Genomic DNA, 22,353 nt, shown 5'->3' with positions numbered 1-22,353 from the left:
GGAACACTCCTTTCTTCGGGTGTTCGCCCGGTCAGGGTTCACGCTAGCCCCGATTCCCTACGATGACTCCCGTGACCGACGAGCCCTTCAGCCCGCAGGAGCGGCGGGCCGTCTATCGGGCGATCTTCTCCCGCCGCGACATGCGCCGGTTCTCGCCCGGCGGCGTGGTCGGTGAGGACGTGCTGGCCCGCCTGCTGCAGGCCGCCCACGCGGCGCCCAGCGTCGGCCTGATGCAGCCGTGGCGCTTCATCCGGATCACCGACGACGCGCTGCGGCGGCGCATCCACGCGCTCGTCGACGAGGAACGCCCGCTCACCGCCGCCGCCCTGGGCGAGCGGGCCGACGAGTTTCTCGCCCTGAAAGTCGAAGGCATCCTCGAGTGCGCCGAGTTGCTGGTGGTGGCGCTGGGCGACGACCGCGAAAAACACGTGTTCGGCCGGCGGACGCTGCCGCAGATGGACCTCGCGTCCGTGTCGTGCGCGATCCAGAATCTGTGGCTGGCCGCACGCGCCGAAGGCCTTGGCATGGGCTGGGTTTCGCTGTTCGATCCGCACCGGCTGGCGGCCCTGCTTGCAATGCCCGCCGGGGCGGAGCCGGTCGCCGTTCTGTGCCTGGGTCCGGTGCCCGAATTTCCCGAGCGCCCGGCGCTGGAACTGGACGGCTGGGCCGTCGCCCGCCCGCTGTCGGAGTTCGTGTGCGAGAACCGCTTCAGTGAGCGCATCCAGGCTTCCCCCAAGTAGCTGCGGTATCGTCGCCGGTCGCGAGGCAAGTTAACGAGGTGACGCAATTGGCGCCGGACGACGCAGCGGGCAACAAAGACAACGTGCTGATCGTGCACTGGCACGACCTGGGCCGCTATCTCGGCGTCTACGGCCACCCGGACGTCTGTAGCCCCCGGCTCGACCGCCTTGCCGCCGAGGGCATCCTGTTCACCAAAGCGCACGCCACGGCACCGTTGTGCTCGCCGTCGCGCGGATCGCTGTTCACCGGGCGCTACCCGCAGACCAATGGCCTGATCGGGCTGGCCCACCACGGCTGGGAATACCGCAACGGCGTGCGCACGCTGCCCCAGATGATGACCGAAGCCGGTTGGTACTCCGCGCTTTTCGGCATGCAGCACGAGACGTCCTATCCGCAGCGGCTGGGCTTCGACGAGTTCGACGTGTCGAACTCGTATTGCGAATACGTGGTGGACAGGGCCACCCAATGGCTGCGCGAGGGCACCGAAGACCTCGCGAATCAACCGTTCCTGTTGACCGCGGGTTTCTTCGAGACGCACCGGCCGTATCCGCGGGACCGCTACGAGCCCGCGGACCCCGCCGGCGTCGACCCGCCCGACTACCTACCCGACACCCCCGAGGTGCGCGGCGACCTCGCCAGCTTCTACGGCTCCATCGCGACGGCCGACGCCGCCGTCGGCCGGTTACTGGACACGCTGGCCGAAACGGGGTTGGACGCCAGCACCTGGGTGGTGTTCTTCACCGACCACGGCCCGGCGTTCCCCCGCGCCAAGTCCACGCTCTACGACGCGGGGACCGGCATCGGCATGATCATCCGGCCCCCCACCGGCCGGGCGTTCACCCCAACCGTGTACGACGAACTGTTCAGCGGCGTGGACCTGCTGCCGACGCTGCTCGAGCTGCTGGGTCTGGACGTGCCGGCCGAGATCGACGGGGTGTCGCACGCCCGCGCGCTGCTCGCGCCGGACCCGCACACCGTGCCGGTCCGGGACCACGTGTACACGACGAAGACCTATCACGACTCGTTCGATCCGATCCGCGCGATTCGCACCAAGGAATACAGCTACATCGAGAATTACGCGCCCCGGCCGCTGCTCGACCTGCCGTTGGACATCGAGGAAAGCCCGTCCGGGGCCGCGGTGGCGCCGTTCATCACCGCCCCGCGCCCGCAACGCGAGCTCTACGACCTACGCGCCGACCCCACCGAGACCACCAACCTGCTGGCCGGTGACGATGCCGACGCCGACGAAGTGGCCGCCGATTTGGCTGTGCGCCTTCATGATTGGCGGCAACGCACCGGCGACGTGATCCCGTCGGAGTTCGCCGGCACCCGGATCTCGGCGCGTTACACCGAGACGTATCTGCAGATCCACCGGGTCAAGCCGACCGCCCGGTCGGCGCTCGCGGCCGACCGTGGCATCGAGAAGGAAGCCAGCGGCTAGCCGGCCGATCGCCGGGAACCGCCGACCTCGGCGACGATGAACACCCGCCGGAACGGGAAGATCGTCGTGCCGTCGGCCCGGGGCGGATACGCGTCGTCCAGCAGCGGGATGAGCTCCTCGCGGAACCGCTCCCAGTCCTGCGCGCTGAGCCGCTCCCGCACCGGAACCAGTGCCGTCCCGGTGATCCACTCCAGCACCGGGTTCTCACCGGTCAGCTGGTGCAGGTAAGTGGTCTCCCACACGTCGACCCGGCACCCGGCGTCCAGCAGCAGATTGGCGTACTGCATCGGCGGCTGCACCACGGCGCCAACCCGAAATGGTATGTCCCGCATGACTTTCGCGTAGGGCTCGCGGCGGGCCAGGGTCCGCACCGTGGCGTGTGACGGCGTCTCGAAGTTGCCGGGGATCTGGACGGCGATCCACGACCCGGCCGCAAGCTCGCCGGCCCACCGGACCAGCAGGTCGGCGTGCTCGGGCACCCAGTGCAGGGCCGCGTTGCTGACCACCACGTCGGTGTCGGGCTTGGGCTTCCAGTCCCGCAGATCGCCGACCACCGCGTCGATGCCGCGTTCTTTGGCGGCGGCGACCATCTCCGGCGAGGTGTCCACCGCCTCGATCACCGCGTCCGGCCAACGCCGGGACAGGTATTTGGTCAGATGCCCGGGCCCACAACCGAGGTCGACGACCCGCCGGGCCCGCTCGGTACCCACCCGGGACAACAAGTCGTAGAAGGGCCGGCTGCGGTGGTCGGCAAAGGCCAGGTAGACATCGGGATCCCACATGTCGGTCCTCCTGATCAACGCGCCGCCGCTAGTCGGGGAGATAGACCAACCGTATTACCGCACGCCACCCCGGCGCCGCCCAACTGGCCCCGGGGTCCGCGCCGGGCAGTTAGCATCGGGGTTCGTGGCGCCCGACACTTCGATTGATCCGCCCATCCCCGTCCCGGACATTCCCGCCGCCTTGCAGGGCGCGGACGTGCCCGTCGACGTCGACGGATTACCCCCGAATTCCGCGTTGTCCCCCCGCCAGCGCATGGTAATCGAGGGCTCGGCCATCGGCGACCTCGCCCTGCGCACCTGGGTGTCGTCGCTGCTCACCGCGACGGTGGCGCCGGCCGTGCTCGCCGCCTCGCTGCGGCACTCCGCCGCCCGCGCCGAGCGCGCCAACCTGAACTTCTACGCCGAGCTGGCGGCGCAACGCGATCCGGCGAAGTCGTTTCCCGCACCGGCCGAGTCGCCGCGGGTTTCGTCGCGGCCGGCGAGCCCGCTGACCGAGTGGGCCGCGGGCGGCACGGTGGCAAACATCGCGTTCGACAGCAGCTTCACGGCCATCAATCCCGCGATGCGCGGGCAGTGGGGCGCCTGGAAGGCCAACAACATCGTGCGCGCGCAGCACTGGCGCCACGACGACGGGCCGCGTCCCACGCTGTGCGTCATCCACGGCTTCATGGGGTCTTCGTATCTGGCCAACGGCCGGTTCTTCACGCTGCCGTGGTATTACCGGTCCGGCTACGACGTTTTGCTGTACACCTTGCCTTTTCACGGCAAGCGGGCCGAAAGATATTCGCCCTTCAGCGGTTTCGGCTATTTCGCCGGCGGCCTGAGCGGTTTCGCCGAGGCGATGGCCCAGGCCGTGCACGACTTCCGGTCCGTCATCGACTACCTGCGCGGCACCGGTGTCGACCGCATCGCGTTGACCGGCATCTCGCTGGGCGGATACACCTCGGCCCTGGTGGCCTCGGTCGACGACCGGCTCGAGGCCGTCATCCCGAACTGTCCCGTCGTCACCCCGGCCACGTTGTTCGACGAATGGTTTCCGGCCAACCGACTCGTGCGCCTGGGGCTGCGCCTGTCGCACATCAGCCGCGCGGAGTTAGCGGACGGGCTGTCCTACCACTGCCCGCTGACCTATCGGCCGCTGCTGGACAAGAGCCGACGGATGATCATCACCGGGCTCGGCGATCGCATGGCGCCGCCCGATCACGCCCTCAAGCTGTGGGAGCACTGGGATCGCTGTGCGCTGCACTGGTTTCCGGGCAGCCACGTCCTGCACGTCAGCCAGCTGGACTACCTGCGCCGGATGACCGCGTTCCTGCAGACGGTCATGTTCTAGCCGGTTCGGCGATCGGCGTCGGTGTCGCCAGCGGCGGCCAGTCCAGCTCGGCCAGCAGGCCCGCCGGCGCGGCGGTATGCCCGTCGAGGCGCCGCGTCGACAACAGGTCCAAGGCCGACAGGGCCGGCCGGTGGTTGCCGTGCTGCGGGGTCAGCCCCGGCAGCGGCGCGGTCCGCTCGGGTGCCGTGTCGGTCAGGAAAGCGCACGCGGCCGCGACGGTGATGTGCGTGCCGTCACCGGCGAGCTCCAGCGCGGTGCACGTTTCCCGCGCCGGATGCGTCCGGATCGCGTCAAGCGTCTCGGCCAGCTCGCCGTCCACCCGGATTTGGTATGCCGCAAGGTAATCCGACGCGCCGCGTTGCACCCCGGACCAGCGCTCGCGCGGGTTGGAGGTGAGCAGCCGCGGGACGTCGTCGGCTGCCACGCCGTTGACGTCCCAGCCGAGCTCCCTCAGATGGTCGGCGAGCCGGCGCGCCGCCACCTGCGCGGTCTCGTGCAACGGGATGTGCGCCGAGCGCGCCTGCAGCGCCGCCAGGTTGTCGGTGGCCGATATCGTGAGCCCGATCCACGTTTCGCGCCTCGACGCATCGGATGCGTTGTCGCGGCTGGTGATTCGGATCTTGTCCGCGCGGATGCCGTAGCGGTCCAGGTAGCGGGCGATCAAGGGCAGCGGCAGCACGTCGGCGGGGCCGTCCGGCCCCCCGACCCGCAGCAGCGCCGTTGTCGCGGTGGCGGATTCGGGAGCGGTCGCCTCGCCGCGCCCCATCATCGCCACCCGGCGGCGCAGCAGCGTGGTGAAATACGAACCGCGCCAGCAGCCGAACAGCACGACCACGACGGCCGCGGCGATGCCCAGCAGCCAGTAATCCCGCGGCGACCGCCAGGGGTAGGCCATCACCGCGGGCACGACCGCCAGCAGCGTAAGCGTGATTCGCCCGGCTCCAGGGATGGGTATCCAGCGCTTCAGACTCACGGGGTGGGGTCCTTTCGTCGGCGGGTGGCGGTGGCGGTGATGCCGCCCGCGACTGCGACAAGCACAGCGAGCGCGGCGGTTCCGGCCAGCGCGACGGTCCGCGGGGTGGTGTCCTTGGGTGCCGGCGCCGGCGGGGCGGCGACCGGCTTGACCGGCGCGGCGGGAGGCTGATTGGCGGCGGGCAGCTGCCAGGTCAGCGCCGCGACCGGGTCCACGCTGCCGGTGCCGACGACGTTCGACGGCGCCCTGGCGCCGCCCCGGGCGGTCGCGGTGATGCGGCGCACGACCTGGGTGGCGTTCAGCTCCGGGTACTTGCTGCGCACCAGCGCCGCGACGCCGGCCACATAACCGGCCGCATAGCTGGTGCCGCTCAGCGCGATCTGTTGCTGGTGTTCGTCGGGCAGCCCGTTGGCCAGTCCGCCGCCGTCGGCGTTGCTGATCGACACGATGCGCTCGCCGGGCGCCGCGACGCCCACCCACGGCCCGGCCATGGTGAATTTCGCCGGCTGGCCGTCCGCCGTCAGCGCGGCGACCGACAGCACGTAGGGCTGCCACATGGACGGGATGGACAGCGAGGTGACGCCGGCCCAGTTGCGCGGGTCGTCGGGGCGGCTGAGGTCGGTGAGCGGGTTGGACTCGCATGACGTGCCACCGGCGACCGCCCCGGTCGGTCCGGTGTTGCCGGCGGCCGCCACGATCACCGCGTCCTTGTCCACCGCCGCGTAGCGGATCGCCGCGCCGAGCGCGGCCTGGTCGACGGGCCGGTCGGCGGGCAGGCAAGTGAGCGTGGAGATGTCGATCACCCGGGCGCCGAGGTCGGCCGCGTGCACGATCGCCCGGCCCAGCGTCGCGACGTCCAGCGAGGCCCGGGCCATCAGCGGGTCACCGCCGGGGGTCCGGGGCGAGAACTTGGCCGACGTCGTCCTGATCGACACGACCCGCGCGGCGGGCGCCACGCCGGCGAACCCGTCGTCCCCGGGCTGCCCGGCGATGAGCCCGGCCACCAGGGTGCCGTGGCCGTCGCAGTCGGTCAGGCCGTCCGTCGTCTCGACGAAGTCACCGCCCGGATCGACGTTCGGCAGCCGCGGGCCGGGCCGCACCCCGGTGTCGAGCACCGCCACCAGCTGGCCCTCTCCACGCGAGAACTGCCACGCCCCAGGCAGATTCAGCATCGCCTGGCCGGGGGCGACGGCCGCGGGATCGCTGCCGGGGATCACCCCGGAGACGCTGCACGGGCCGCGCTGCTCCATCGGTTGCACGGGGCCGGGACTCCCGCTGGGCGGCGGGACGCCCGGGTCGACCTTCGGCGCTTCGATGGCCAGAGCGGACGGGCACGTCCACACCACGGCCGCCAAAGCCGCTGCGAGACAGGCTGACCCGGACCGGATCATCGATTGAGTATCCAGGTGAAGATGCCGACCAGGTACGCCATCACCGGGATCAGCGACGCGTCGAGCCCGGCCGCGACGAAGCCCACCAGCCGGCGCACCGGCAGCGAATAGCTGTCCGGCTCGGCGATCCGCGGGTTGAGCGCCACGACAATCCACACCGAGGCCAGCGCGACCAGCACCAGGGCCGCGCCGAGCGCGGCCGCGTAGCGTCCCGTCGCGGTGTAGAGCACCAGCAGGACGCCGGCGGCCAGGTAGGGCTGCGCGAGCAGCCACGCCTTGCAGGCGGCCGAGTCCCACACCCGGGCCCGCAGCACGGCCGTCGCCGCGGTGGCGCCCACCACGTACCAGCCGACGCCGCCGAGCGCCTCGGGGCGCAGCGCGATCGCCACCGAGCCCAGGACGCTGAGAAGTACTGCGGCCGCGATGAATCCGTTCTGATGGGCGTCGCCGACCCGGACCCGCCGCGGCAGGTCCTCGAGCACCCGCAACGACGGGGCCGACGGCGTGGGGTCGCCGGGCGCGGGGATGACAGGCAGCGGGAAGCGCGCCCACAGCGCCGAGAGCTGGGCCGCCTCGATGGTGACCAGCAGCGCCGCGACGATCAGGCCGCAGCCGATGGCGACCGGGCGCAGCTGCCAGAGCACCTCGGCGCCCGCCGCCAGCGCCACCCCGGCGCCCACCACCGCGGTGGCGGTGAACAGGGCCACGACGCGCTCCCGTTCGGCGCTGGGCACCATCAGGGCGATCAGCGACCACGCCGTGACGCCGGCCGCGGCGAGCATGATCTGCGCCGGCCCGAACCGTCCCGGCACCGCCAACGCCAGCGCGGCGCCGATGGGCACCAGCGCGGCGATCGAGCACGCCGTCCCGGTGCGCGGCGAACGGGCCGCGACCAGCAGGCCGACGATGGCGGTCACCGCCGCGACGGCGCTGACGGCCACCAACCCGGCCAGCGCGCCGGTGGCCACCCGGTAGGTGACCGAGAGGCCGGTGAGAAGGAGGGCGACGGCGATCACCGCGGCGAGCGCGCCGCGCCGGATATGCGCTGCGCCCCAAGGCCGCAGCCGCGAGGTCGAGAAGATCATGGCCGCGTCGGCGATGTCCTCGACGATGCCGGGGGCCGCCTGGCCGACGGGCACCGGCTGCAGCGCCAGCAGGTCGCCATCCACCACCCCGACGGTGTCCAGGCTGGCGTCCAGGCTGAACGGTGCGCCGCCGATCGGGGCGAGGCTCAGTTGGATCGCGCCACTGAGGTCGGCCGCGCCCCGCTCGTCGGACTCGCCGTTGGACGCCGCGGGCACCACCAAACGCTGAACGGCGGGCAGGATTTCACGCAGCGGCAACTCGGCCGGCAACGCCATTTCCGTCAGCCTGCTGTCCGCGAGGATTGCCACGCGGACGATCGGCATGACGGCGCCGGACGTCACCGGACCCTCGAAGGACGCTGGGGCCATACCTGAAACATCGTTGCTCTCTTCTCTATTGGGTTGCGTATTGCGCGGTGAAATCTCTGGCCAACCGGTGGCCGGGGAACCATTCGGCCTCCGGCAGCAGCGCGATCAGCTGTTCGATCGCGACGGCGATCGCGAACGGCGTGCCCGGGGCGAACGTCGACACCCACTCGCCGTCGAATGCGCGCGACGGGCTCACCAGGACCCGCCCCGCTTCCGCGTCGACGATGCTCATCCCCACCTCGGTGGTGGCGTGCCGGCCGTCGCGACGACAGCCGGCGACGATCTCGACGTAGCTGCGCGGGCCGGTGAACACTGACTCCACCACCGGGCGCGCCGACTGCGGAATGCCAAGGTAGTCAACGACTTCGGCCAGCGAGGCGCCCGAACGCAGCCGCTCGTCGGCCCGCGCTCCGACCCGGGTCGGCATGCTGAACGCGTCGAATCGGGCCGGCGGTTGCTGCGCCAGACCGACGCCGAGCACCGGAACCAACGCCCGCGGGTCGCCGATGTCCATGGCCGTGAAGGTGATCAGCTGCGCGCTGCGCAGCGCCACGATCGTCTTGGCCGTGGTCGCGAAGCGCTGCGCCACGATGCCGCGCAGCAACTCGCCGGTGCCGCCGACGTCCTTGGCGGGGCCCACGTAACGCAGGTCGAGCCAGCGCTCCGGGAAGCACACCACCCTGATCCAGTCGGCCACCACCGGGTTGACGATTCCGCCCTCCGACACCAGACCCATCCGGGTCAGCTCGGTGCGCTGACGGTCGAGGAACGCCTGGCGTTGCGCGGCATCGCTGTACGGCGAGGTGATCGCCAGCACCCACGGGAAGCTGCCCGCCCCAATGGTTTCGGCGATGAACCAGGCGTGATCGACCGTCAGCTCGACGGCGTTGGGTTCAGCACTCATCTAACTGGTGACTAACCGCCCCATTTGGCGGCTTCGGCCTGGTCGCGGGCGAGCATGGACGTGGTGTTGGCTTCGTGGGTGCTGGCCATCGCCTGGTAGGCGCGCACCAGACTTTCCATCGCCTGGTTCCACTGGGCCTGCCACGCCTGGTAGGTCATACCGGTGTCGCCCTGCCAGGCGTTGGACAGCGTGGCCTGCTCACTGGCGATGTCCGAACCGAGCCCCTGCAGCGTGCCGGCATAGCCGGACATGTCCGCGGCGTGGCTCAACATCGCCGGGTAGTTGTACATGATCTGGGACATCACAAGTCCTTTCGCGGTTGGTGGCGTCTGGCGGGATCAGAAGGCGGTGTAGCCGGAGGCCGCGGCTGCGTCGGCGGCCACGTAGGTGCCCGCGGCGTCGCCGAGGTTGGCCTGGGCGATGTCCAGCAGGGTGTTGACCCGCGCGGCCGCCTCGACGAAGCGCGCGTGCGCGGCCTGGAAAGCGGCCGAGGACTCGCCCTGGTGGAACGCCTGCGCCGACATCGCTTCCTGCTCCGCCTGGCTGATGGTGCTGCGCATCAACGCCGCCTTGGCGCCGAACGCCGACTGCGCGGCCACCAACTGGGGAATATGAGCGTCCAACATGCTCATGGTGATTCCTTTCTTCTCGGTCTCATGGGGTTTCGCTGACTGACGAGCATCGTGCTGACTGCCTGCTGACTGCCTCAGCCCCCTTCCCTCGGCCTCGTCGGGCGCGCCGGGTCTTGGTCCGCGTCGTGGTCCCAGGTGCCGGGCATCATCGGCATCCTTGGGCCATCGCCGAATTCGCCGTCCGTCAGCTTGGTCAATCCGGCCACGCGGAAGGCGTTCTCCTTCCGCGCGGTGCCGGCGAAGCCCAGCGGCCCGGCACCCGCACCGGATGCCACCGCCGCGGCCAGCCGCTCGTCGTCGCCGTAGTCCGGCGGGACGCCGATGTCGGAGTCCATGTCCGCGAACTCGTCGGCGTGATCGCGCATCGCGGCGCGCCGGCGCCGTCGCGCCCGAGCCTCGGCCCGGCTCGCCGCCGCCGCACCGGCCGCGGGGATGGTCGCCGCCGGCGCCTTGACGCCGCCGCGTCCGCCCAGCGTCGGGCCCACGCCGGTATCCGGGTCGCCGCCGTAGGCGACCAGGTAGGCCAGCGTGCTCGGCGCCGGCGCCGGCGCCGGCGCGGGGGCCGCACCCGAGCCCGCGGCGACCGAACTGGCCGGGGCGCCAGCGGGAGTCGCCACCGTCGGGGCCAGCGCGACGGCCGGCAGCAGCGAGGCCGGTTTGGTCGACGTGACGAGCGGTGTCGCCGCGGCCCCGGCCGCGACGGGCGCGATCTCGGCGGGCGCGGCGAACAAGGAACTCAGGCCGATGCCGAGCAGCAGCGGGATCAGGAAGGGCGCGGTCAGGATCGCGCCCCAGGTCGGCCAGCCCACGGCGTTGAAGAACACCTGGTAGGCGACGAAGAACAGCAGGGGGCCATTGGCCGCGAGCAACGCGGGCAGATTCGCCCAGAAGTCCTGCAACATCTTGCCGATGTTCTGGAAGAAGTCCTGCAGGAACTGGGCCAGCTGCCGGAAGAAATCCGAGATCGGGTTGGACGAGCCCTGCAGGGCGTTGGCCGTGGCGTTGTCCGCCTCACCGCCCGGCCGCACGATGGCCGGCGCCGGTGCGCTGCGCGGCGCCGACGCGAGCGCGGCTCCCGAGGTGGCCTGATAGGCGCTCATCACCGTGGCGGCCTGGACCCACATCCGCGCGTAGTCGGCCTCGTTCAGCGCGATCGGAATCGTGTTGATGCCAAAGAAGTTCGTCGCCACCAACACCCCGTGCACAGTGTGGTTGGCCGCCAGCTCCCCCAGCGTCGGCATAGCCGTCAGGGCGGCGGTGTAGGCCGCGGCCACCACCTCGTGCTGCGCGGCCACGCCCGCGCTGTCGGCGCTGGACTGCGTCAGCCATGCCAGGTACGGCGCGTGCGCGGCGGCGTACTGCTCGGCGCTCGGGCCCTCCCATGACCCCGCCTGCGCCTGCGCCAGCACACCCGTGAGTTCTGCTGCCGCCGTTGCATATTCGGCGCTCAGCGAGGTCCACGCACCGGCCGCCGCCAACAGCGGCCCCGGTCCCGGACCGGCGCTCAGCAACGCCGAATGCACCTCGGGTGGCGAAGCCATCCAGAGGGGCGCAACGGGGGCCGTCATTGTCAGGCGCCCCCATAGGTCGCGGCGGCCGCGGTGTCTCCGGCGAGGTAGCTGGCGCCCGCCTCGCCGACGCCGACGCCGGCGCGGCCCAGCTCTTCCACACCCTGGGCGGCGACGGCGGCGTGCTCCTGCCCCTGGGCGCTGAACCCGATGGCCGTCTGCAGCGACACCGGGTCTACGGCCGGCGGCACCACCGCGGTGATCGCCGGCGCCGCCGCCGCGTGCGCGGCCGCCAACCGCGCCGTCAACGCCTCCACCGCGGCGCTGGTCGCGGCCAGGCCCTCGGGAACCACTCGCAACGTCATGACTCTCCCCTTACTGTTGCGTTTCACCAAACATCGCGGCCTCACCCACCAGCGGGTTGACCAGCTGCACGTACGTGCCAGTGTCGCTGTCGCCCAACAGGATCGCCCGCCCGGCCGGCAGCCGGCCGAAGCGCTGGCCGCGGATCTTGCCGCTGTCCTGCGGGTTGCCCGCCAGCATCAGCGTGGTCGCCTGCAGGTCGTTGAAGCGGCGCAGCAGGGTGTTCGTCATCAAGGCGTGTCCGGATCCGGTGGCGCGCGCCGTGACGATCACCCGCAGTCCCAGATCGGCCGCCTGCGAGAGAATCCCGATCAGCGGCGTCCAGGGGCGCTGCCCGATGTACGGGCCGCTCATCGCCGGCGCATCCGGGATTTGGTCGACGTCGTCGATGATCAGGTAGTGGGTGTGGCCCGCATACCTGAAGCGGGCCAGTTCGGCGGGAGGCAACCCGGCCGGGGGACGCCGCGACTCGATGAGGTTGGCCAGGCCCAACATCGCAGGGGTGATGCGGTCGATGTTGGCGGTGTACTCGTTGTCGGCGAACAGCGGCTCGTCGACCAGGTGCAGCCGCCGATCCACCACCGTGAACGCCACCTGGTCGGGCGTGGAGTGCTCGCGGATGGTGCGAATGATGTGGCGCAGCAAGGTGGTCTTGCCGGACTTGCTGTCGCCGAACACCATCAGCAGCGGCTCGTCGGCGAAGTCGACGACGACGGGCGCGAGGTCCTCCTCACGCTGCCCGATGACCACCTGCTCGGGACCGCGATAAAGGGCCCCGAGCGCCTCGGGGGCGAGGTTGGTCGGCAGCAGCCGCACCGGCGGCGCGGTAACGCCCGGGTAGCGGGCGTTCAGCGCGGCGATCTGGTCCAGCTCCGGCGCGGCGAACAGGAAGTGCTCGGCGGCCATCGTCAACCCGCGGCCCGGCTGGTCGTGCGGCACGGATTCCGCGGGGCGCCGCAGCGCGCCGACGAGCCGCACGTTGCTGTCCCGCGGATCGTGCAGCTTGAGCTCCAGCCGCAGGCCTAGGCCGTCGCGCATCGCCAGTGGCACCTCGAGCCAGCTCGGGGTGGTGACGACGACGTGGATGCCGTAGGCCAGCCCGACGTTGACCAGCTCGGTCACCTTGGCCAGCAACGGATTACGGGTGTTGAACTGGTCGGTGTTGTCCCGCCCGAACGCGTACAGGTTGTCGATGACCAGGAACACCTCGCCGTACCCGTCGTCCGGGGCGGCGCCGCGCGAGTCGCGGAACATCTCGCGCCGCTGCCGGGACAGCAGCAGCTGCTCCAGCTCGCCGAAGGTGCGCCGGATCCGCTCGGGCTCCAGGGCCGAGGCGACGCTGCCGACGTGCGCCAGGTCTTCCAGCGCCCGCAGCTTGCCGCCGCCGTAGTCCAGGCAGTAGAACGTGACGTCGCGCGGTGAGTGCAGGCTCGCCGCCGACAGGATGAACGTTTGCAGCGCGGTCGATTTCCCGGACTTGGGGCCGCCGTGGATCAACACGTTGCCGGCCGACGACGTGGCGTCGAACAGCAGCGGGTCGCGGCGCATCTCGAAGGGTTTGTCGATCTCACCGAGCGGCCACCGCCACTGCCGCTGCGGCACCCCGGCGCGGGCCAGCACCGCGGTCAGCGGGATCGGCTCGTCCAGCGGTGGCAGCCACAGCTGCGGCGCCTTCGGCCCGTAACGCGCCAACTGGTCGCCGATGGTGGCGATCAGCTTGCGCGGCGGCCCGGTGAACTCCTCGTCCTCGGCCGAGATGATCGTGTCCTGATCCGGCTCGACCCGCCCGGCCGTGAACAGCTTCGGCTCCGGGGCGGCGTGCACCACAAGGGCTTTCGCCTGGCGCGGCGGATCGTAGATGCCGTCGACGTAGGTGCTGCGGAATTTGATCGGCGTCGCCCCCGGGGCCGGCACCAAGAAGCCCACGCCCTTGTGTTCCTTGCCCGATTCGATGTGGTAGGCGTCCTCCACCCCGATGATCTGGCGGGAAACGCTGGGGCTGGCCACCTTCAACCCGATTCGGTACGAGGTGTTCTTGTCAATGTCCTTGATCTTGCCCACGTCCAGCGTCTGCGACGCGAACAGGATGTGGATGCGGAACGAGCGGCCTTTGCGCGCAACGTAATCGAACAACTCGGCGTATTCGGGGTGATCGGCCAGCATCAGGGTGAACTCGTCGGTGACCACGAACAGCGTCGGGATCGGCGGGAGGTCATGCCCGGCCGCGACGGCGTTCTCGTATTCGGTCACCGAGTTGAATGCGCTGTCCTGCACGCGCCGGCCGGCCTCGCGCAGCAGCGTCTCACGGCGGGCCACCTCCCCGCGCAGCGTGTCGGCGAACCGGTCGGCCAGCGACTTCTTCTCGGCCATGTTGGAGATCACCGCGACGACCTGCGGGAAATGCCGGAAGCTGTCGGCGCCGGCCTCGCCCTTGAAGTCGGCGTAGATCACGATCAGCCGGTCGGCCGAGTGGGTTGTCAACAGCGCCAACAGGATCGACATCAGGGTCTGCGACTTGCCGGACCCCGTCATGCCGATCATCAGGCCGTGCGGCCCCATCCCGCCCTCGGCCTCGTCCTTCAGGTCGAAGATCAGCGGCTCGCCGGTCGCGGTGACGCCGATGGGCACCCGCAGCTCGTCCTCGCGGGGGCGCGGCGCCCACAGCGTGGGCACGTCCAACCGCGAGGCGTCGCCGATGCCCAGCAGGGTGGTGAAGGTGGCGCCGCGGGTGGCCGCCGACCGCAAGCCGGTGTGCGTCGGGTTGGAGTCCCAGCGGGACAGTTGGCGCGCCAGGTGGGCGGCCTCGTCGGCGCCGAGCCGGTCGGCGTCGTCGATGTAGGGCCGCCAGCCGCCGGTCTGCCAACGCTCGATCGCGCCGTTCGCGACGCGCAGGATCGGCTTCTCCGGATCCGAATACTGTTCGCGGTGCGGCGGTGTGGCGCTGCGCTGCACGACGGTGACGCCCGCGCGGCCCAGCGCCAGCGTCGAGGTGTTCAGGTCGAAGTCGGGATCGTCGACGACGATCAGCAGGTGCCGCAGCGCGTCCGCGGCCCCGCCGGTGAACGCGGGCCGGTCGACGAACGCGGGTCCCAACAGCAGCACCAGCTCGTCGGGATTGGTCACCAGGAAGCGCGCCGGCCCGACGCCGTCGAGCTCGCCCGGAACGTCGGTGTGCGGCAACCATTTCAGCCACGACCAGTCGGGGCCCTCCAGGTCGCGGGCCACCAGGGCCACGCCCAGCACCGTCGGGTCGTGCCACGTCACCGCCTGGGCGATCCAGGCGCGCATCGCCGCCCGGGCCTCCTCGGCCTCGCCCAGCACGGTGATCCGCGAGACCTTCGTCAGGTCGATTCCGGTCGGCACGTCGCGCACGATGCGGTGGGTGTCGAGCAGGCTGCGTAATGCGCTGTGCGACACCGGCTCCAGGTCGACCTCGTCCGCCGTGTCGTTCACCCGCAGAGCGGTGCTCAGCGGCACCTCGTGCCGGCCGGCCCGGAGCACCAAGAAGTCCGGGTCGTGCGGGTCACGCTCCCACTGCCGGCGCGAACCGGACACGCCGGCCAGGGCCGTCGGCTCCGGATGCGACCACTGCGCCGCCGCGCGCTGCTGGGCGGCCTGCGTGCGGATGTTGTCGCGCACCACCGACAGATAGCGCAGGTAGTCGGCGCGCTCGGCGTCGACCTCCTCGGTCCGCGTCTTGCTGTCGTTGCCGCGGTACATGGCGGTGGCCGCCAGCAACAGCACGAATGGGAAGAACAGCGTCTGCGGGGAGATCAGCCGCATCCCGGTGGCGAACAGGGCCACGACCATGCCGACGATCAGGATCACCAGCACATAGGGCATCGCCCGGCGCAGGAACGACGGCGGGATCACCCGCGGCAATTCGGGCGGCGCCTCGATGTTGATGGTGCCCTTGCGGGTGACCGGGGGCGCCAGTCGCCGGCGGGCTTCGAAGATGAGTCGGCTCATCGGGGCGCTCCCTCTGCTGATGCCACGCGGCCGGGCTTGGTGTCGGGGGGTAGTCCGTCGTGCGCCAGCAGCGCGTCGGCGCGCGACAGCGTGGGGCCGCCGGCGAACAGCGACAACACCGACCACGGCGCGGGCACCGCCGGCTCGCTGAGGCCAAGCGCCTCAACGGTTTTGCCGCGCCCGGCGGCCGCATTCTCCGCCTCGTTGTCGATGCCGTAGCGAACCCCGGTGTCGGACACCCAGAACAACGACCCGGTGCCGGGTGCGCCCGCGCCGCCGGTGACGGTCTGGGCGAAGTAGCCGGTGCCCGGCGCCAGCGCGACGCGGGTGGCGGTTGCCGGGGTGGCGCCGACCAGGTCGACGGTGCGGATCGATTCGGGTACGGGCAGCGCCGAGCCGGACAACAGGCTCAGCGAGCTGGTGGCGGCCCCGGCCGGCTTGCTCCAGTACGCGCACGTGACCGGGTCCTTGGCCGCGTCGACGAGCGTGACCTGCTGGTCCGGATAACGCGCGGTGTCCAGCATCCGCGACACCGGCAGCTTGGCCACCGCGTCCGCCGCCAGCCGCGGGGGTTGTTCCAGGCCATAGGAATTCGTGTTGCGCAGGATCGCCGCGAGGACCGGGGAGATGGGCTGCAGGCCGTCCGGCAGCACCGCGTAGTAGCGCGCCGCCCCGGGGTCCAGGGCGTACGACACCACGACCGCCCCGATCGGCGCGGGCACGCTGAAGGCGGCCGGGGCGCCGGCGTTCGGGATGCCCGGCGCCGTCAGCGGCGGCGCCTCGGGGATCGCGTTGAACAGTCCCAACGCGATGGGCCGGGGCGCGGGCACCTCGGAGTTGTTCAGCCCCAAGCCGAGTGCGTTCGTGACGGCGTGGTCGGACAGGTTGATCTGGCTGCGCCTGCCGTCCCAGAGCAACCAGGTGCTGTTGCCGCTGTCGACCAGGATCGCCTGCTTCGCATCGAGTTTGGCGGCCCGCGCGCCGTCGCTGTCGGGGCGGCCGGCGATCACGGTGACGCCGGTGCTGTGGATGGCGTGTGCCGTGCCGCCGATGCCGTCACACACGGTCCAGTTGGCGTCGCGCGTGGTGTTTTGCACCATCCGCTCCGGCGCGCCCGGGATGCCGATCAGGTTGCCGCGCGGAAACCGGTCCAGCTCACTGCTTTTCACCGTCGTGGGATTGACCGGCTTGCCGACGATGAGCCGGGCCGACGTCAGATTGAGCACCGGGTGCAACTGGTCGCCCACCCGCACGTAGAGCGCGGCGGTCGCCCGGTCGGCGAGCACGGCGTTGGTGCCCACCGTCCCGTTGGGCCGGATCAGCGAGAACACGAAGCAACCGGCCAGGCCGGTGGCCAGCAGGACCACGCCCATCAGCACCGCACGCGACTGGGTGCGCAGCGGGTCGACGAGCATCCTGGTGTCGTGCAGCGCGATGCCGGAGGCGATGCGCCGCATGACGAATCGCCAGCCGCTGACCTGGTGGCGGGTGACGAATCCGCGCCGGTATTCGACCCGGTCCGGGTTGTCGTTGACCGGGGTGCGCGAGGCGAACGAACGCCGGTCGTCGGACTCGTGATTCGAGCTCATGCGGGCACCGACAGCCCGAGACCACGCAACAACGGCTGCACCGAGTTCTCGACGTCTTGGTCGGTGATCGTCATCAGCTCCTCGTCACTGAACTCCCCGGTGCCGGCGTGTTCCGAATGGTCGAGCCGGAATTCCCGTTCTTCCTCGGAGCGTTCGACGATGTTGCGGACGAACCGGCCGTTGCCGGCGATGTCGAGGTTGCGCCGGGAGATCCCGTTGGCGTCCGGTGTCGACTCGGTGGCCAACTTGGTGAACAGCGCCTCCATGTGGTCCAGCGCGGCCTGTTCGAAGACGCTGTCGCGCTGCTCGGCCATCTTGTTCGCGATCTCCACCAGCTCCGAGGGCGCGTAGGACGGGAAGTCGATGTTGCGGGTGAACCGGGAACGCAGGCCCTCGTTGGTGTCCAGGAACTTGTCCAGATCGGCGCGGTAGCCGGCGATGATGACCACCAGCCGGTCGCGGTCGTTCTCCATCCGCGCCAGCAGCGTGTCGATGGCCACCAGCCCGAAGTCGTTCTTGGCGCCGGTGGCGACCAGGGCGTAGGCCTCGTCGAGGAACAGGACGCCGTCGAGCGCGCTGTCGATGATCGCGTTGGTCTTGGCCTCGGTCTCGCCGATGTGCTGGCCGATCAGGTCGGCGCGGTGCACCTCTCGAATGTTTTCCCGCTTCAAAAGCCCTAGGCCGCAATAGATCTTGGCGACCACGCGGGCGATGGTGGTCTTACCGGTGCCCGGCGGGCCGGCGAACACCAGGTGGTGCGCGCGCTGCGCGACCGCGAGCCCGCGCTGCTTGCGCACCAATTCCATGGCGACCGAGCTCTTCAGGCGGGACACCTGGTTCTTGACCTCGTCCAGTCCGATGAATTCGGAGAGCTGGAGTTCGGCCTCGTGCAGCAGCACGGCCTTGCGCTCGTGGGCCGCGGGGTCGACGAAGTCCTCCACGCCGGGCTCGGTGTCCGGGTCCCAGGGGTCGGTGCGGGCCTCGATCCGCGCCGCGGTGGTGGTCACGATCCCAAAACTGGTGTCGGACAACGCCTCTTCGATCTGTTCGTTCTCCGGATGGGCCGCGTACAAATCCTGCAGCACCTCGCTCGCCGATTCCTCGTCGACGTGCGCCCGCAGCACCAGCGCCTTGGCCAGCGCCCCGTCGACCGCCGCCACCGCGACGGCACCGTCGGGCTCCTCGAGGTAGGACAGCGCCGGGGCGAACATGCCCAGCCGCGCCAGCGCGGTGCCCAGCGCGATCCTGGCGGCGTGGCTGAACGCCTCGTCGAGGTCGGTGTCGTTGACGACCGGCGTCAGCAACTTCACGACGTCCGACCACCGCTCGGCGCGGTAGTTGATGGCCACGGCGACCCAGCGCGCTTCCCGCCAGCTCGGGCGGCGCGCGGTGAGGCCGGTGACGATCCGGTCGGCGTCGGCGAACCGTCCGGCGGTGGCCAGGGCCGCAGCGTAGGCGAGGTGGAAGTCGTCCGGGGTGACGGCGCGGAACTGTAGGTACAGGCCGGTGTCGTAGCGGAAGCCGAGGGCCCCGGGCGCCAGATCCACCTTGCGCTGTAACACCCCGGCCGTCGTCGCCGTCCGCGACACCGCCTCCAGCACCCGCAGGGACGCATCCCCGGCGGCCGCCAGCCCGGTCCAGGCGTCGCACTGGTCGTGGGCGATGCGGGTCAGCGCCGTGAAGCCGGAGCGAGCGGCGGTGAGGTCGGCCGGGCGCTGGCGCTGGTACACCGAGATGCCGAGCGCGCGGCAACAGGTGGCGAACCGGCTGACGACGTCGCCGTCCACCCTGGTGTCCGCTCGCGAATTGACCGGCTGAACCGCCAGCAAGCCAGTGTCACCGACTTCCACGGCCACGTCTTTCCATGTATGTAGCCTCCCCTAACCTGACCCGCCTGAAGTTAGCATTGCATAAGCTAAGTGTCGAGGCGCGAGGGCCCGTCCGACTCACCACAACACTCCCCGTTCATTACCGCTAATGAGCACGTCAACGGCCATAATCAGCCGCACTTTCGGTCGTCTTGCCCGCTTCGGCGGGTTGGCGGGTGTTGTCAGCGGCTTCTAAACGGCTGAGCTTATCGAAAATCATTTTCATTATCAATCCGAAGATCCCCGCCGGAAACCGCGACGAACACGCAGCCAGTAGTCGTCCGGCGCGCCCCGAAAGTTCCGGTCCCGAGTAAGGCCATCCGGCTTCCCTAGTCCGGCTCCCACGAGCCCGGCAGCATGGGCATGGACGGCCCGCCGCCGAACTCGTCGCCGGCCAGCGTCGCCAGGCCGGCCGCGTCGACGGCCCCCTTGCTCGCCGTCCCGGCGAAACCCAGCGGGCCCGCGCCGTGCGCGGACGCCGCCACCGCGGGCGGTTCGGGCTCGACAATGCCGTCTCCTCCGGCGTCGCCGTCGACGAATTCGTAGCGGTAGCCGCGCTGGTGCTCGTTCATCCCGGCCCGCCGGCGCCGCCGGGCCCGCCGCTGCTCCCGCGCCGATACCGCGGCACCCGCGGCCGCCGCGGCGGAATCGGGCTCGGGAGCCTTACGCTGCGCACCGCTGCCCATGCCCGTGTCCGTCCCGATCGTGGGCCCGCCGACCAGGTACGGGAAGGCGGCTCCCTCGGCGCCGGTCACGGGCGGCGGCGGCGGGGGCGCCGCGGTCGCAGGGGCCGAGGCGGGGGCGGACGACGGCGCCGACGTCGGGGCTGAAGACGGGGCCGGCGCTGCGGCCGGAGCGGCACTCACCACGGGCGCGCCGCTGACGGCCGGGGCACTCGGCGCCGCGGGCATCGGTGCCGGCACGGCGGCGGGGACCGGCGTCGTGACCACCTCCGGCTGGATGCCGGCCAGCAGAGTCAAGCCTGCGATGCCTCCCCCAAATCCGGCCGGCACCACCAGCGGAAGGGCCGCAAGCTGGGGGAAAGTCTGAAGCGCCTCCCCGACGTGGGTGAACTCGTCTGCAATGAGTCCGGCTGGCCCGAAAATGTCGTCAAACAAATCCTCTAAAGCATCGACCGGGTCCTCGGGAAATTCCGCCAAGTCTTTCCAGATGGTGTCGAAGATCTCGGTGATGCGATTGATCCACCAGCTCAGTTGGGTCGGGTCGCCGCCGTCATTGTCGACGATGCCGGTGTCGTCGCTGTCTTCGCCGGTGCTATCGCTGCTGTTCAAGATCGATGGCGCCGGGTCGGTCGGAGGAGCCGACGCCACCGCCGCGGTGGAGACCGCCTGATAGGTGGACATGGTGGTGGCGGCCTGCACCCACATCCGCGCGTAATCGGCCTCGTTGAGCGCGATCGGAATCGTGTTGATGCCAAAGAAGTTGGTGGCCACCAACACCCCGTGCACGGTGTGGTTGGCGGCCAGTTCCGGCAGCGTCGGCATCGCGGCCAGGGCCGCGGTGTAGGCCGTGGCCGCGGTCTCGTGCCGGGCCGCGGCCGCCGCGCTGTTGGCGCTGGCCTGCGTCAGCCACGCCAGGTAGGGCGCGTGCGCGGCCGCGTACTGCGCGGCGGTGGGCCCCTCCCACGCCCCGCCCTGCGTCGCGGCCAGGGTCGCGGACAGCTCGTCGGCCGCCGACGCGTAGGTCGCGCTCAGCGAGCTCCAGGCCGCCGCGGCGGCCAACAGGCCGCCCGGCCCGGGACCGCTGCTCAGCTCCGCCGAGTGCACCTCGGGGGGCAGTGCCATCCATACCGGCGCGGTCATCGCCCGCCACCGGCCCAACCGTCGGAGAAACCGCGTAACGCCATGCGCCGAACTCCTCGCCGGACCGAGACCGGCGCCGCCCGGGCTGTTGGGCGGCGCACCGATCAGCCCGGTAGTAGTCGGGGCGCGGCGCGGAAAAGTTCCGTCGCGGGATCAACTCATCGGGAACTCTTGAAGAGCTCAGTCTTTGACGGCGCTCATCAGGGTGTTGCGGGCGACCATCGGGCCGGCGTCGACGTCCGGCCCGGGGACCGGCCTGCCGTTCTGGCGCAGGAAATCGGCCAGCGGGGTGCCGACGGCGGTCCAGCCGCGCTCGCCGAACCACTCGGTCGCCGGCGCGATCCGCTCGTTGTACACCAACTGATAGAAGGGCCGCTCGGCACCGTCGGCCATCGCGGCGCGCTCCTCCTCGCGTTTCGCCTCGAAGTCCGCCTGGTCGAGCGGGGCGCCGTCCTCGACGGCGACGTGGCTGCCCGGGGCGGCCAGGTTATCGATGCCGGTGAACAGCTGCTCCTCGGCGGCGGCCGGGAGGTAGATGAGCAGGCCCTCGGCTATCCAGGCCGACGGCCGGGCGGCGTCAAAGCCGTTGTCACGCAGCGCCTGCGGCCAGTCCTCGCGCAGGTCCACCGCGATCTCGCGCCGTTCGGCGTTCGGCTGGGCGCCCTGGCCGGCGAGCACCTCACGCTTGAAGTCGAGGACCTGCGGCTGGTCCAGCTCGAAGATGGTGGTGCCGGCGGGCCAGTCCAGCCGGTAGGCGCGCGAGTCCAGCCCCGCCGCCAGGATGACCACCTGCCGCACGCCCGCGGCGGCGGCGCGGCGGAAGTACTCGTCGAAATACTTGGTGCGTGCGCCCTGGAAGTTGACGAAGTGTTCGCCGAATTCGGGCGTTGTCAGCTCGTGGCCAGGGGCCTTGCCGTCCAGCACGTCGGCGGCCCACCCACCCACGGCGCGGCAGAACACCTCCGCGTACGGGTCGACCGCCAACGGGTCGGGCTTGCGCGCCTCCAACGCTCGGGCGGTCGCCACGAATAACGCCGTCGAACCGACACTTGTTGTGATGTCCCAGGTATCACCTTCGCTACGCACAGAGTCGACATTACCGGCGTCCGGTGTCGGGCCGATCCGGCGCGGTGGTCGACCCGGGGCTCCAGCCGCCCGGCAGCATCGGTACCCGCGGCCCGGCCCCGAACTCGTCGGCCGACAGCGCTGTCAGTCCCGTCGCCGGGGCGCCGGCCTCCCGGCGCGCGGTTCCGGCGAACCCCAGCGCGGCGGCGCCGCGATCCGACGCGACCGTGGACGGCTCGCCATCCGGGGCGCCCCAGTCCGGGTCGACGTCGACGTTCATGTCGGCGAACTCGTCGCCGTGGTCGCGTTGCGCCGCGCGCCGGCGCCGGCGCTTCCTGGCCTGTTCCCGAGCCGCCGCGGTCGCGCCGGCCGCGGCGCTATCCGGCTCCGGCGCTTTCCTTTTGGCGCTCGCGCTGGCACCCGCGCCCATCCCGGAGCCGGACCCGATGCCGGGCGGTGCGATCACGTAGGGGGGCGCGAAACCCGCCGCCGGGGGGGGGGGCGGGGAGGGCGGCGC

Annotated in this window: 17 protein-coding genes and 1 pseudogene; 3 read left to right on the top strand and 15 right to left on the bottom strand. The window is 71.0% G+C overall.

Annotation, left to right across the window (positions count from 1 at the left end; translation table 11 throughout):
* Positions 1 to 62 precede the first annotated feature (62 nt).
* Both bluB and A5680_RS09465 read left to right on the top strand, forming a co-directional pair.
* The gene (gene bluB / locus A5680_RS09470) at positions 63 to 740 is read left to right on the top strand and encodes a 5,6-dimethylbenzimidazole synthase (RefSeq protein WP_055405844.1); all 678 of its coding nucleotides are present in this window, start codon (positions 63 to 65) and stop codon (positions 738 to 740) included.
* 38 nt (positions 741 to 778) lie between these two features.
* Positions 779 to 2,182, top strand: coding sequence for a sulfatase (locus tag A5680_RS09465; protein ID WP_067818613.1), 1,404 nt, complete (start codon positions 779 to 781; stop codon positions 2,180 to 2,182).
* Here A5680_RS09465 and A5680_RS09460 read toward each other — a convergent pair.
* Complete coding sequence (locus tag A5680_RS09460; protein WP_067818610.1) at positions 2,179 to 2,964, bottom strand: trans-aconitate 2-methyltransferase; 786 nt, start codon at positions 2,962 to 2,964, stop codon at positions 2,179 to 2,181. The genes A5680_RS09465 and A5680_RS09460 overlap by 4 nt on opposite strands.
* Before the next feature lie 124 nt (positions 2,965 to 3,088).
* Between A5680_RS09460 and A5680_RS09455 the strand changes: the two genes are divergently transcribed.
* A complete protein-coding gene (locus A5680_RS09455; protein ID WP_067818607.1) occupies positions 3,089 to 4,297 on the top strand; it encodes a S9 family peptidase in 1,209 nt (402 codons plus the stop codon).
* On the opposite strand, the gene eccE is transcribed toward A5680_RS09455, so the two are convergent.
* The 14 genes and pseudogenes from eccE to A5680_RS09385 all read right to left on the bottom strand — a co-directional run.
* Positions 4,287 to 5,270 (bottom strand): type VII secretion protein EccE, encoded by a 984-nt coding sequence (eccE, locus tag A5680_RS09450; RefSeq protein ID WP_082970322.1) that lies wholly within the window; start codon positions 5,268 to 5,270, stop codon positions 4,287 to 4,289. The two genes, A5680_RS09455 and eccE, sit on opposite strands and share 11 nt — an antisense overlap.
* Entirely contained in the window at positions 5,267 to 6,661 is a 1,395-nt protein-coding gene (mycP, locus tag A5680_RS09445; protein WP_067818604.1) for a type VII secretion-associated serine protease mycosin, read from the bottom strand. The genes eccE and mycP overlap by 4 nt, the downstream gene beginning before the upstream one ends.
* Positions 6,658 to 8,115 (bottom strand): type VII secretion integral membrane protein EccD, encoded by a 1,458-nt coding sequence (gene eccD, locus A5680_RS09440; RefSeq protein WP_156675047.1) that lies wholly within the window; start codon positions 8,113 to 8,115, stop codon positions 6,658 to 6,660. Before eccD ends, mycP begins: the two co-directional genes overlap by 4 nt.
* A 25-nt stretch (positions 8,116 to 8,140) precedes the next feature.
* Positions 8,141 to 9,019 carry an ESX secretion-associated protein EspG gene (locus tag A5680_RS09435; RefSeq protein ID WP_067818598.1) on the bottom strand — a complete coding sequence of 293 codons (879 nt, stop codon included), beginning with the start codon at positions 9,017 to 9,019 and terminating at the stop codon, positions 8,141 to 8,143.
* An 11-nt stretch (positions 9,020 to 9,030) separates the two neighbouring features.
* Positions 9,031 to 9,321 (bottom strand): WXG100 family type VII secretion target, encoded by a 291-nt coding sequence (locus tag A5680_RS09430; RefSeq protein ID WP_055404733.1) that lies wholly within the window; start codon positions 9,319 to 9,321, stop codon positions 9,031 to 9,033.
* A 36-nt stretch (positions 9,322 to 9,357) separates the two neighbouring features.
* On the bottom strand, positions 9,358 to 9,651 hold the full coding sequence (gene esxG / locus A5680_RS09425; RefSeq protein WP_055404724.1) for a type VII secretion system protein EsxG: 294 nt from the start codon (positions 9,649 to 9,651) through the stop codon (positions 9,358 to 9,360).
* 74 nt (positions 9,652 to 9,725) lie between these two features.
* Positions 9,726 to 11,219: a PPE family protein gene (locus A5680_RS09420; protein WP_067818595.1), complete on the bottom strand. Its 1,494-nt coding sequence runs from the start codon at positions 11,217 to 11,219 to the stop codon at positions 9,726 to 9,728.
* A 2-nt stretch (positions 11,220 to 11,221) separates the two neighbouring features.
* On the bottom strand, positions 11,222 to 11,524 hold the full coding sequence (locus A5680_RS09415; RefSeq protein ID WP_067818592.1) for a PE family protein: 303 nt from the start codon (positions 11,522 to 11,524) through the stop codon (positions 11,222 to 11,224).
* A 10-nt stretch (positions 11,525 to 11,534) separates the two neighbouring features.
* The gene (gene eccCa, locus A5680_RS09410; RefSeq protein WP_067818588.1) at positions 11,535 to 15,491 is read right to left on the bottom strand and encodes a type VII secretion protein EccCa; all 3,957 of its coding nucleotides are present in this window, start codon (positions 15,489 to 15,491) and stop codon (positions 11,535 to 11,537) included.
* A complete protein-coding gene (eccB, locus tag A5680_RS09405; RefSeq protein ID WP_067818585.1) occupies positions 15,488 to 17,080 on the bottom strand; it encodes a type VII secretion protein EccB in 1,593 nt (530 codons plus the stop codon). The genes eccCa and eccB overlap by 4 nt, the downstream gene beginning before the upstream one ends.
* Positions 17,077 to 18,930 (bottom strand): type VII secretion AAA-ATPase EccA, encoded by a 1,854-nt coding sequence (gene eccA, locus A5680_RS09400; protein WP_067818627.1) that lies wholly within the window; start codon positions 18,928 to 18,930, stop codon positions 17,077 to 17,079. Before eccA ends, eccB begins: the two co-directional genes overlap by 4 nt.
* A gap of 347 nt (positions 18,931 to 19,277) precedes the next feature.
* Positions 19,278 to 20,771 carry a PPE family protein gene (locus A5680_RS09395; protein ID WP_067818624.1) on the bottom strand — a complete coding sequence of 498 codons (1,494 nt, stop codon included), beginning with the start codon at positions 20,769 to 20,771 and terminating at the stop codon, positions 19,278 to 19,280.
* A 180-nt stretch (positions 20,772 to 20,951) separates the two neighbouring features.
* Entirely contained in the window at positions 20,952 to 21,857 is a 906-nt protein-coding gene (locus A5680_RS09390) for a class I SAM-dependent methyltransferase (protein WP_055405666.1), read from the bottom strand.
* A gap of 10 nt (positions 21,858 to 21,867) precedes the next feature.
* Positions 21,868 to 22,353: pseudogene (locus tag A5680_RS09385) on the bottom strand (hypothetical protein); the annotation flags it as partial.

The sequence above is a fragment of the Mycobacterium sp. E2989 genome (genome assembly GCF_001667595.1).
In the GTDB taxonomy this organism is placed as follows: domain Bacteria; phylum Actinomycetota; class Actinomycetes; order Mycobacteriales; family Mycobacteriaceae; genus Mycobacterium.
Note: the sequence above shows the minus strand (reverse complement) of the source record. Positions and strands in the feature narration are given on the sequence as shown.